Source organism: Pseudomonas sp. yb_5, from assembly GCF_043103865.1.
Taxonomy (GTDB): domain Bacteria; phylum Pseudomonadota; class Gammaproteobacteria; order Pseudomonadales; family Pseudomonadaceae; genus Aquipseudomonas; species Aquipseudomonas putida_Y.
On record NZ_JBICKE010000134.1, the window covers coordinates 1 to 11,944 of the forward strand.

Sequence of the window (11,944 nt, forward strand, 5' to 3'; positions counted from 1 at the left end):
TGACTGATGGGCCTGCGCATTTCCAAGGACAAGCACAGATACTGTGGGAGCGGGCTTGCCCGCGAACACCGGCGAAGCCGGTGCCAGACACCGCGTTGCCTGCTTCGCGGGCACGCCCGCTCTCACTGGAGATTGTGACTGCCCGTACGGCGACGATCAGTAGGACGCTACCACGATGGACACCCGACGGTTCTCGGTACGCCCGGCGCTGGTGCGGTTGTCCGCCACCGGCTGGCTGCTGCCCAGTCCGCGGCTCTGAATGTTCTGCGCCTGCATGCCAATCCCCACCAGTGCCTTGGTCACGCTTTGCGCGCGGCGCTCGGAAAGCTGCTGGTTGTATGCCGCCTTGCCCGACGAGTCGGCATGCCCGTCCACCCGCACGCCCTGGATACCAACGCCGAGCAGCGCCTTGCCAATGCGCTCGACAATCGCCTGGCTCTGGCCGTTGAGGCTGTCCAGATCGCTGCCGAACAGCACTTTGCCAGACAAGTCGTAGGCCCAACCTTCATCGGTCGGGGTGAAACCTTCGCGCTTGAGCACAGCAATCTGTTCTGGGGTAAGGCCCTTGGGGGGTGCGCTCTGACAACCGGTCAGCGCCAGCAGGGCGAGCAACAAGGCCCAAAGCGGGAATCGTAAAGCTTGCATCACGGGTTCAACTCCTGTTCCTGATTTCGTTGGCGGACCGTTCCGTCTGCGCCACTTGCCAATGGCCACGGCGTTTGCGCTTGGCCTGGTACATTGCCGCATCGGCGGCATTGAGAAGACTGGCGGGGTCAGCGCCGTCATCCGGGTAATAGGCAATACCGACACTCAGCGAGGTGGAGATACTGCGGCCACTGTCCAGTTGCACCGGCAGCTTCATGCTGGCGACGATCTTCTCGGCAATGTGTTCGGCGTCATCGCGCGAATGCAAAGGCGTCAACAGCACGGCAAACTCGTCGCCCCCCAGGCGCGCCACCAGGTCTTGCTCGCGCAGCTGGGCGCGCACACGTTCAGCCACGCTGATCAACACCTCGTCACCCACGGCGTGGCCGAGGGTGTCGTTGATCTGCTTGAAGTGGTCGCTGTCGAGGAACAGCACTGCCAGGTGGTCCTGCTGGCGCGCCGCATTTTGCACGCTGCGGCTCAGGCGCCCTTCAAAGAAGGCGCGGTTGGGCAAGCCGGTCAGGCTGTCGTGGCTGGCCTGATGGGCCAGGGTCTGGTTTTCGCTCTGCAGGTGGCTATGCCACACCTCCAGTTCATCCAGCAGCGCATTGAAGTCGTTACCCAGTTCGTTGAGCTCGGCAATCGGCGCTTCTGGTACGCGCCGGTCGAAGCGGCGCTCGCGGCGGGCGGCATGGGCGACACTGGCCAGGCCACGCAACGGGCGGGTGATATCGCTGAGCAGGCGCCGCGACAGATACTGGGCAGCCAGGGCGCTGAGGACCGTGCAGAACAGAATCCCGGCCAAGCCGCTGAGCAGGAACAGCAACAGGCTCCTGCCCTGACCTGCCAGCTCGATGTGCCCAACCTGCTGGTTCTGGTGCACGATAGGCAGAATGACCGGCTCTTCCAGCAAGGCAGTGGCAACCTGCACCTCCAGCTGCGCGAGCATGCCGGTATTGTCGCGTTGCCAGTGCGCCAGTTGCTCGCCCTCGTTGTTGAAGACCTTGGCCTCGGCCACTTCTTCGGTACTGGCAATCAACGCCAGCGATTCATTGGCGGCGGCGCTGTCATCGAACACCACCGCCGCCTCTACGGTGTAGTTGATCGAGCGGGCGATCAGTTGCAGGTTATGGTTGGCATAGACTCGCAGGGCGAGCACGCCCAGCAGGGTGAGCGAAATACCCGCCAGGCCAACGGCAAGCAAGGCGACGCTAAGGTGGCCACGGCCCAGCACCGAGCGCAGGGTCGGGCGCACGGTACGCTTGCGGGGCTGCTTCATGGCTGCCCCGCCCGGCGCCGCGACAATTGCAGCACGCTGGGGTGAATGCGCACGCCAGAGCGTGCCACCGAGTCGAGATTGACCTCAAAGGCCACCTGTTGGTCGCTGACCCGCAGGCAGAACAGGCTGCCGACCGTGCATGGGTCATCCGCCTCGCTGATGCTCAGCACCGGGCGGCCGCCGATACGCTGGAACAGCCGATCCCGCTGGCCCTGGTCAAGCTTGCCGATGTAGATGGCATCGCAGGCCTGGGCGACCTGGGTGTCTTCTGCCAGCAGGCGCCGCACCTGCAGCGGCCGGCCAGACTCCTGGACATGGCCCTTGATGAGATCGTCGGCGTACTCGGTCGGGCCGACCAGGCACAGGCGCAAAGGAGAAGGTTCGACGGGCCAGCGGGCGTAGCTGAAGATACCCAGTACTACCTGTGTGACTGCCTTGGCGCGTTGCTGTGCCTGGGCGGCAGTTGTACCGGGGTCTGCCCGGGCAGCGCCTGCAGAAAGGAACAGGACGGCCAGCAATAGCGAAAGCACACAGCTTGTCACTCGCCTTGCGGCCACGTTCATGTGGGAAATCCCTTATAGCCCCTTCCGATATCGGCGCAACGATAGCACATGGCCGCTTTATTGTAGGTGCATGCGGCCATGTGCATTGGGTTTCATGGCTCTAGACCTGCTCGAGCATCAACCCGGAAATACGCCGGACTTTGCGGGCCACCGCTTGCTCGAAAATGCCTTGGCGCGGCTCGACCAGGCTGAAGCAGTGCTTGGCCCGGGTGATGCCTGTGTACACCAGTTCCTTGGTCAGCACCGGGTTGAGCGCATCCGGCAGCACCAGGGCCGTGTGGCTGAACTCCGAGCCCTGGGACTTGTGCACGGTCATGGCGAATACCGTTTCCACTTCGTTGAGCCGGCTCGGCAGAACGAACCGCACACCACCACTGCCGTCGTTGCGCGGGAAAGCCACACGCAGCAGCGGCTGGCCATGCTCATCCGGCAGCCGCAGGGCAATGCCGATGTCACCGTTCATCAGGCCCAGGCCGTAGTCGTTGCGGGTCACCAGCACCGGGCGCCCTTCGTACCAAGGCTGCTGGCTGTCGATCAGACCGGCATTGTGCAGCACCCGCGCCACCCGCTCGTTGAGGCCTTCGACACCCCAGACGCCCCGGCGCACCGCGCACAGCAACTGGAAATCTTCGAAACTGCGCAACACCTTGGCCGCCCACTGCTCCCAGGCGGGGTCGTCAAAGTCGGTATCAAGTGCCGGCCGGTAACGGCCAAGGGTGCGCAGGTAGCTGCGGTAGCCTTGAGGGCCATCGGCCCCGCGGTTCAGGCCGTCGAGTAACAGGCGGTCGAAAGCACGATCCTGCTCGTGCTTGAGCGACAGGCTGTGCACGTCGGCAGGCGGCGTGGCCAGCAGGTTGCGCGCCGCGTGAGCATCCTGACGATTGACCAGTCTGGCCAGCTGGCCAATTCCGCTGCCTTCACCGAAACGCCGTGAAAACCGCAGCATCACCACCTGCTGGGCCAGCGGGTGACGCTGCTCATCGCCGGCCTTGAGGCCACTGCCGGCCAGCAACTCGCCACTGACCTGCTGAAGCCACGCTGCAGTCGCCGGTGAGTAAAAGCCCTCCTCAGCATCCCGGCACAGGTCACCCAGCACCGCGCCGGCCTCGACCGAGGCCAATTGGTCCTTGTCGCCCAGCAGCACCAGACGCGCCCGCGGCGGCAAGGCATCGAGCAGGTTAGCCATCATTTCCAGGTCGATCATCGACGCCTCGTCGACCACCAGCACATCCAACGGCAAGGGGTTGCCAGCATGATGGCGGAAGTGCCGCGAGCCCGGGCGGCTGCCGAGCAGGCGATGCACGGTGCTGACTTCAGTAGGGATTTGCCCGCGTACTTCGGCGCTGACTTGCAGGCGCTCGACTTGCTGGCCAATGGATTCGGTCAGGCGCGCAGCGGCCTTGCCGGTCGGTGCAGCCAGGCGAATGCGCAGTGGCCTGCCCCGCTCCACTGCCGGCGCCTGCAGCAACGCCAACAGGCGTACCACGGTGGTCGTCTTGCCGGTACCGGGACCGCCCGTGATGATGCTGAAACCGGCACGGGTGGCCAAGGCACAGGCGAGCTTCTGCCAGTCCACCTGGCCAGCTGGCGCGCCGCCCTCGAACAATTGCGCCAGGCGCTCTGGCAGGTCTGCAGGCGGTGCTTCGGCCTGACTCAGGCGCTGGCGCAGGGCATGGTCGATGCGCCGCTCATAACTCCAGTAACGGCGCAGGTAAAGGCGCTCGCCACTGAGTACCAGTGGCCGGGCTTGCTGGCCAGGCGCATCACCTGCCGCCACCAGTGGGCTGGCGCTGATGCGCTGAAGCCAGGCATTCAAGTCGAGGTTGGCGAGCAGTTGCGATGGCAGTAGCAAAGGGCCGATCAGGGCGTCACCTTCCGGCGGCAACGACAGGGCGAAATCAGGCTCGGCCAAGGTTTGTTGCAGGTCGAGGCAGACATGTCCGTGCCCCAGCTGGTGGCTGGCCAGCGCCGCCGCCAGCAATAACAAGGGATCACTGCCGGGTGCGCGCTCGTCCAGGAACGACACGAATGCGCGATCCAGGGCACGTAGCCAGCCCCGCTCGACCCAGCGGTCGAGCAATTGCAGCAGGTCACCACTGTTGTCCTGTGGTGCCAGCGCCAGCAGGTGCTCTGCGTGCAGAGGGGTAGGCAACAGGTCGACAAGGCTTCGGCTCATGGCGCAACTCCGGCAAACAGGTCCTGCTGTACCGGCGCGTGCTCGCCACGGAACAACGCATCGAGGCTTTCGATCAGCTCACGCGGTGGCTTGACGTGGTACACGCCGTGGCCGCTGCTGCTGGCACCGCGCAGGAAGATGAACAGGGCGCCGCCAATATGGCGGTCATAATCGTAGTCCGCCAGCCGCGCACGCAACTGGCGATGCAGGGCCAGCAGGTACAGCACGTACTGCAGGTCATAGCGGTGGTCAAGAATCGCCTTTTCCATAGCCATGGCATCGTAGGCCTGGATGTCCGCACCCAGCCAGTTGGATTTGTAGTCGGTCACGTAGTAACGCCCGTCCAGCTCGAACGCCAGGTCGATGAACCCTTTGAACATGCCGTTGAGCACGGTCGGCTGCGCAGCCGGGCGTGCCAGACCGGGGTGGGTGTGGCGTGCCACCAGGCGATCGAGTTGTTCTGCGTCGACCCGGTGGCTGGCGAACCAGAACTCCATTTCGATCTGGTAATGACGCAGTTGGCCCAGAGTTACGCTCTGGTCGCCGCCCCGCAATGGCAACGCCTCGCCCAGCAAACGTTGCATCCAGTGGCTCAGGGTGGGGATCCAGCCGGTCCAGTCACGGCGGTTGCAGCGCTGACCAACGGTACGCTCGATCAGCTGAGGGTCACCGCTGACCTCGCTGAAGCCCTCGCGGCCTGCCCACTCCAGCAAGCCATGGAGGAAGGTGCCGGGGTTAGGCCCCCGCGGGAAGCGATGGATATCGCCGCTGTCGGCCGGGACCTCGCGCAACACCTGGGCATCGGCCACCTCGTCATCCAGCAGTTGCTGGGCCTGCGAGCTGTCGGCGTCGAGGGTCTGATCGCCGACACGAAGGGCACTGTAGGAAGCGATCCACCAGTGCTCGGCAGCCGCACGGCGTGGCCTGCGTGCTGGCAGCAGTTCACGCTCGGCGTGTGGCATGCGGTACATCTGCTCATCCGCCTGCGGCAGGCCTGGGCAAGTGATGTGCGGGCACTTCGCCGCCAAAGCCTGCAACCAGTCCGCTAGCTGCGCCGAGCCAGCCAAGGCCAGGCCGCCCCCCAGCAGGTAGCCAAAAGCCGAGCGGTGCAGCTGCGAGCTCTTCTGATTACCGCGCTTGAGGTCGGCGACACCCAGCCAGCAAGCATGCTGGGCGCGAGTCAGGGCCACGTAGAGCAGGCGCAGGTCTTCGGCCAGGCGCTCGTCGTCAGCGCGCTCGATTTGCTCCTGGTCAGGTGTAAGGGTGACGTGGGCGTTACCTTCGCTGTCATGCCAGGCCAGCGGCAGACGGCTGCCATCCACCGGTTTGCTGGAGCAGATGAATGGCAGGTAGACCAAGGGATATTCCAGGCCCTTGGACTTGTGGATGGTCACCACCTTGACCAACTGTTCGTCGCTCTCCAGGCGCAGGATCTGCTCTTCACCGGCCTGCCCGGAACTGGCCAGGTGCTCGGCCAGGTGGCGGATAAGCGCCTGTTCGCCGTCCAGCTCGCCAGCGGCCTGCTGCAGCAGCTCGGCCAGGTGCAGCAGGTTGGTCAGTACCCGCTCGCCATCACTGCGGCGGATCAGCGTGCGCGGTAGCTGGAAGTCATGCAGCAGGTGGCGCAACATCGGCAACACACCCTGGCGCTGCCAAGTATCTCGGTAAAGGCGAAAACGCATCACCCAGCTCTCCCAGACCCGCTCATCCTGGTTAAGCCGGTCCAGCGCGGCCAGCGACAGGCCCAGTGTCAGGCTGGCCAGAGCAGCCTTGAGCAGGCGCTCCGAGTCAGGCTCGGCGCAGGCCTTGAGCCAGGCCAGCAGGTCGTGGGCTTCCTGGGCGGCAAACACCGAGTCCTTGTCGGACAGGTACACACTGCGCACCTCGCGTGCGGCCAGTTCGGCGCGGACCATCTGCGCCTCATGGCCATCGCGCACCAGGATGGCAATGTCCGAGGGCAAGCAGGCGCGCAATTCGCCTTCGGCATTCTGGAAGCCCGCCGTGCCCTGCTGGCCGCCATTGAGCAAGGCAACAATATGGCTGGCACAACTGGCGGCCAGTTGCTGGCGGTAAACGCTGCTGGAGACTGGCTCTTCACTTTCCAGCTGCCAGCATTGCAGGGCCGCACTGACCTCACCGTCAATCAGCAGCTGTTCGCCACGCCCCTTGGCGCGCACCTCGATGAATGGCAGCGGGTTGTCATCGGCCTCGCGGAACAGGAATGCACCCCGCCCCGCTTCACGCGCCTCAGCCTGCAGGAACACCTGGTTGACCGCCGAGACCATGGCTTTGCTGGAGCGGTAGTTGGTGTCCAGGCTGTGCAGGCGACCGCTGGTGGCGCGTCGCGCGGCAAGATAGGTGTAGATGTCGGCCCCCCGGAAGGCGTAGATCGCCTGCTTGGGATCGCCGATCATGAACAGGCCGGTTTCTGCGCGATTTTCGCTGATCTGGTAAATGCGCTCGAAAATGCCGTACTGAACCGGGTCGGTGTCCTGGAATTCGTCGATCAGCGCTACCGGGAACTGCTCACGGATCAGGCTGGCCAGGCGCTCGCCGGCCTCGCTGGCGAGCGCCTGCTGCAAGCGCACGAGCATGTCGTCGAAGCCCATTTCTGCACGCCGGCGCTTCTCCACTTCGAAACGCGCCGATACCCAACTGGCCGCGTGCTCGAGCAGCGGTGCATCCGGGCTGTCCAGGGCCTGCAGTTGTTGCTGCAAGTGCTGCATGGCGTTGAGGGCTGGGTGCTCGGGAGGCTCTCCCTTCCATGCCTCGGCCATGCCCGCCGGGGTCAGCCGGGTAAAGCCGGTGCCCAAGTCGAGCTCTACCAGTTGCTCATCACTGGCCCAAGCGCAGAGCTTGTCGAACCAGGGCTCGAAGTAACGGGCTTGCATCTTGCGGCCGTCGACCTGCTTGGCAGCCAGCGCATCGCGGCAGATTTGCCGCAGCTCCTCGGCCCACTGCGCCCATGGTGCCTTGATCCGCGCCAACTGTGCGCCACGTTGCTGCAGCGATGCCTCGATCAATGCGGCAGGCTCTGGCCCATCCTGCTGGGCGCGCACACGGCCGAACAGCGGGCGAATGCGCGGCAGCAAGGCGTCGGGGCTCCCCCAGTTGCTGCGCACCCAGGCCAGTGGGTCACCTTGCATCCCATAGCAGAAGCGCCGCCAGTAATCGCGCATGACCTGGCCCAACAACTCGCTGTGGTCGGTTTCCAGGGTCTGGGTAAACAGGCTGCCACTGTCGAAGGCATGCTCGCGCAGCATGCGCTGGCACCAGCCATGGATGGTCGATACCGCAGCCTCGTCCATCCACTGCACGGCGATTTCCAACCGGCCGGCGCAACGCGGCCAAGTCTCTTGCGGGTAATCGTCACGCAGCTGGTGCAACAGTGGATCGGCGCCTTCCAGTTCGCCACGGAAAAAACGTGCGGCTTCAGCCAGGCGGGCGCGGATGCGCTCACGCAGCTCTTTGGTGGCGGCGTCGGTGAAGGTCACCACGAGGATCTGCGGTGGCAGCAGCTCGCGCTCGAAGCCCTGCTCGCCACCGTGACCGAGGATCAGGCGCAGGTACAGCGCCGAAATGGTGAAGGTCTTGCCCGTGCCAGCGCTGGCCTCGATCAGCTGGCTACCGTGCAGAGGGAAACTCAGTGCCAGAGGACGGTCCTGGGTCATGCGCCTTTCTCCGTGTTGCCCAAGGTCTGCCAAGGGGCGGTGAACAACGGGCGGTACAAGGTTTCGCACCAGCCTTCAAACGTCTCGTCAGCGGTGAGTGCTGCAAAGTCCCGGAACTGGCGGGCCAGGGCAATGCTTTCACTTCGCTCGCCAAAGCTGGTGCGTTCGTCGCCTTCGTAGGCGCGAGCGGCTGCGGCCATTGCTTTATCGGCATCGTCCTGGGCCAACCAGGCGAATGCGGTCTTGGCCGCGACTGGCAACGGCGCATTCATTGCCGCCTGACGGGCCACCAACAGGTCGCCCAGCAGTTGCGCGGCCAGCGCTTGCGGCAGCGGTGCAAGCAACAGGGTCAGGTCACTGGCTACCAATGCACTGTTATAGGGGTAGCCCGCTGCACAGGCCGCCAGGTGCGTAACCCAGGGCGCAATGAGGCGGTGCCACTTGAGGTTGTTGCGCCCGGCACTGATGGTGTTGGGTACTGTGGTGATGCTGAGAAGGCTCTGATCTTCCGCCTGGAACACCCGGCCCAGCCAGCCCTCAAGTCGGTGCTGACCGTGCTCGAAATGCACCGGCAAAGCGCCCTCGACCAGCTGTGGCCAGCGTTGCAGCAATTGCTGGTGACGTTGCAGCAGATCCGGCAGCGGTTCGATCAACTCGTTCTGCAGCAGTTCGCCGAAACCGGCTAGCGGCAGTAAACCGCAGGCCTGCAGGCGTCGGGCCTGGGCGCGCAAGGCCTGTTCGGCGTGGTCCGGTGCGGCCAAGGCGGCGCCAAGCAGGCTTTCACTGGCGCTGTAGCGTTGCAGGGTATCGAGGACGAAGGGCTCTTCGTCCGGGGTCGGCGCTTCCAGCGCTTCAAAGTACACCTTCAAGCGCTGGCTGAAGAAGTGCCGGACCGGGTGGCGCAAGAAATCATTCAGCTGGTGCAGACTGAGGGCTTCAGCGTCCTGATAAGGCGGCAGGCCCGGCTCGCTCTGCTCGTCTGCCTCACCCTGCTGGTGCAGCACCTGCCATTCATGGGCATAGCTGAACAGAGGACTGTCCTTCTGGAAGTACCGAGGGCTGAACGGCTGCAGCGGGTGTTCCTGGGTCAGTGCGTGCAACAGTTGCTCGCCCGGTTTCACTGACTGCCCCTGCTGCGCGTCGGCCAAATGCCAGCCGGCAGCGATGTGATCGCGCAACTGGCCGATCAGCACCGAGGCCGGGCGTTCGCTGTTGTCGCGGATACTGCGCCCCACCCAGCTGACATACAGTTGGTCACGTGCAGACAGTAGCGCTTCAAGCAGCAGGTAACGGTCGTCTTCGCGGCGTGAGCGATCACCAGGGCGGTAGTCGCTGGCCATCAGGTCGAAGTCCAGCGGCTGCTGCGCACGCGGGTAGTCGCCATCGTTCATGCCCAGCAGGCAGACCACCCTGAAAGGGATCGCGCGCATGGGCATGAGTGTGCAGAAGTTGACCGAGCCGGCGAGGAAACGTTGCGACAGCTTGCCCTGATCGAGGCCCGACAGCCAGGCTTCACGTACCACGGTAAGCGGTAGCGGGTCGTGCAGGCCGACGGTCTCGCATACCTCAAGCCAGCTATCGCGCAAATCCTGCAGTTGCATCAACAGGAATTCATCACCCTCGTCCTCGGCGAGGAAGAACACGTTCAGCAAAGCATGCAGTCGCTCGCCCCACTGGCTGACGGTAGCAGGCTCGGACAAGGCCTGGCAGGCGACTTCGAGCGCATCGAGCAACGCGACCAGCGGGCCGATCAGTGCCGCGTCCAGGCCACCGATTTCATCGTAGGGTTCAATGCCATCACAGGCCTCACCTACCCCCACGGCATAACCCAACAGCATGCGGCGCAGGCCGAAACGCCAACTGTTCTGTTCAAGCCCGGCGGGCAAACCAAGGCTCGCCCGCTGCTCGGCGTCAAGGCCCCAACGGATGCCAGCGCCCTCGATCCAGCGGTGCAGCGTAGGCAGGTCGTTTTCGCGAATGCCGAAGCGGGCGCGGACTGCCGGCACGTCCAGCAAGTCGAGCACTTCGCTGACCGCGAAGCGGCTGTCAGGCAGTTTGAGCAGGTGCTCAAGCGCGATCAGCAAAGGCTCGCGACCACGCTGGCCCTGGTCTGTCAGGGTGAACGGGATGTAGCGCGGGTCGTTGCGCTGCAACTGGCCAAAGACGGCGCGGATATGTGGCGCGTAAGTGTCGATGTCCGGCAGCATGACGATCACGTCGCGCGGGCGCAAAGTAGGGTCGGCGCTGAAGCGGGCCAACAGCTGGTCGTGGAGGATCTCCACTTCACGTTGCGGGCTGTGCGCGATATGGAAGCGGATCGAGCGGTCTTTTGTGGTGTCCACTGGCGGCCACAGTTCACGGCTCTCGGCGAGCGGGCGCAACTCCAGAATGTCGTCCTGCAGTTCGTTGAGCAGCGTGGTGGGTGAACCATCGCTGAACAGGTCGATGCGGCCGTCGCTGAACACGCCCTGGTAGCTGCCCGGGTCGTCATAGCTGTCGAGCAGGTTGATGTAGTCGCGGCCTTGTTTACCCCAGGCTGCCAGCAACGGATGGGCATGCTGGTGAAGTGTCTGGTCGTCCAGTTGCAAGGGCATGCCTTGCTTGCGTTGCTGGCGTTTGTACTGGTGGCGCAACAGGTCCTTGTCGGCGACGATATCGGCCCAGTGGTGGCGGCATGGGTTGTGTACGCATAACAGGACCTGACTGAAACGCGACAGGCCTGCCAGCGCTTCCAGGGCCTGGGCCGGCAGCGAAGAGATACCGAACACGATCACCCTCGGTGGCAGCCCGGCAGGCGCCTGCTCCAGGCTGGAGATGCGCTCGATGAAGCGTTGGTGTACTCCGGCGCGGCTCTGTGCCATGCCTTGCTCGCCAACATCCTCCAGCAATGCTCGCCACAACTCGGCTTGCCAGCGGTTGCCTGGCGGCAGGACTTTGCGCTCGCCGCGGGCCGTGTTGATGACATGCTCGCCGGTGGCCCAGTCCTTGAGCCAATCGGCGCGGTAGACCTGGTACTGGTCGAACAGGTCGGCCAGGCGCTCGGCCAGCTGGTAGCGCTTGCGCAAGTCACTGTCGTCGGTGAGGAAGCGCCGCAGTGGCTCGAAGTGCGGGCGCTCGATGAGCGCTGGCAGCAGGCGCATCAGACGCCAGGTCAGTGGTGCCTTGTCGAGCAGGGACACTTCGGGAATTTCGCTACGGCCAAGCACGCTGCGGTACAGCTGCCACATAAAGCTACCGGGCAGTTGCACATCGATTGCAGCGGCGATGCCGCAGCCGCCCAGGTCATCCTCCAGTGGATCTTCAGCCAGGGCCAGCTTGAGCCATTGGGCGATACCGTTGCTTTGCACCAGGGCAATTTCGTTTTCCAGAGGCGCCAGCGGGTAGCGACGCATCCAGCTCACTACCAGGCTACGCAGGTCGTCGAGGCGGTTGCCGTGGACGATCATGAAGCCAGGGTGGAGATGGGCGGTGTTGAGCATCGAAAGGTCTCTGGAGGCGCTGATGGCTGGGAGGGGAACGATATCATGCGTACATGAAACGGCCGAATGCCATCAGGCCGCGGGAGCGGGCGTGCCCGCTGGATTCGAGCAGGGCCAGATTTTTTGGCCCA

6 protein-coding genes are annotated in these 11,944 nt (G+C 64.4%); all 6 read right to left on the reverse strand.

Annotation, left to right across the window (positions count from 1 at the left end; all coding sequences use genetic code 11):
• Positions 1-156: 156 nt before the first annotated feature.
• Complete coding sequence (locus ACF8GF_RS24215; protein ID WP_129932575.1) at positions 157-648, reverse strand: OmpA family protein; 492 nt, start codon at positions 646-648, stop codon at positions 157-159.
• 4 nt (positions 649-652) lie between these two features.
• On the reverse strand, positions 653-1,924 hold the full coding sequence (locus ACF8GF_RS24220; RefSeq protein ID WP_392488216.1) for a diguanylate cyclase domain-containing protein: 1,272 nt from the start codon (positions 1,922-1,924) through the stop codon (positions 653-655).
• Positions 1,921-2,487: a YfiR family protein gene (locus tag ACF8GF_RS24225; RefSeq protein ID WP_209963460.1), complete on the reverse strand. Its 567-nt coding sequence runs from the start codon at positions 2,485-2,487 to the stop codon at positions 1,921-1,923. Before ACF8GF_RS24225 ends, ACF8GF_RS24220 begins: the two co-directional genes overlap by 4 nt.
• Before the next feature lie 100 nt (positions 2,488-2,587).
• Positions 2,588-4,663: an exodeoxyribonuclease V subunit alpha gene (gene recD, locus ACF8GF_RS24230; RefSeq protein ID WP_392488217.1), complete on the reverse strand. Its 2,076-nt coding sequence runs from the start codon at positions 4,661-4,663 to the stop codon at positions 2,588-2,590.
• Entirely contained in the window at positions 4,660-8,334 is a 3,675-nt protein-coding gene (gene recB, locus ACF8GF_RS24235) for an exodeoxyribonuclease V subunit beta (RefSeq protein WP_392488218.1), read from the reverse strand. The genes recD and recB overlap by 4 nt, the downstream gene beginning before the upstream one ends.
• Positions 8,331-11,813 carry an exodeoxyribonuclease V subunit gamma gene (gene recC, locus ACF8GF_RS24240; RefSeq protein WP_392488219.1) on the reverse strand — a complete coding sequence of 1,161 codons (3,483 nt, stop codon included), beginning with the start codon at positions 11,811-11,813 and terminating at the stop codon, positions 8,331-8,333. The genes recB and recC overlap by 4 nt, the downstream gene beginning before the upstream one ends.
• Positions 11,814-11,944: the final 131 nt, after the last annotated feature.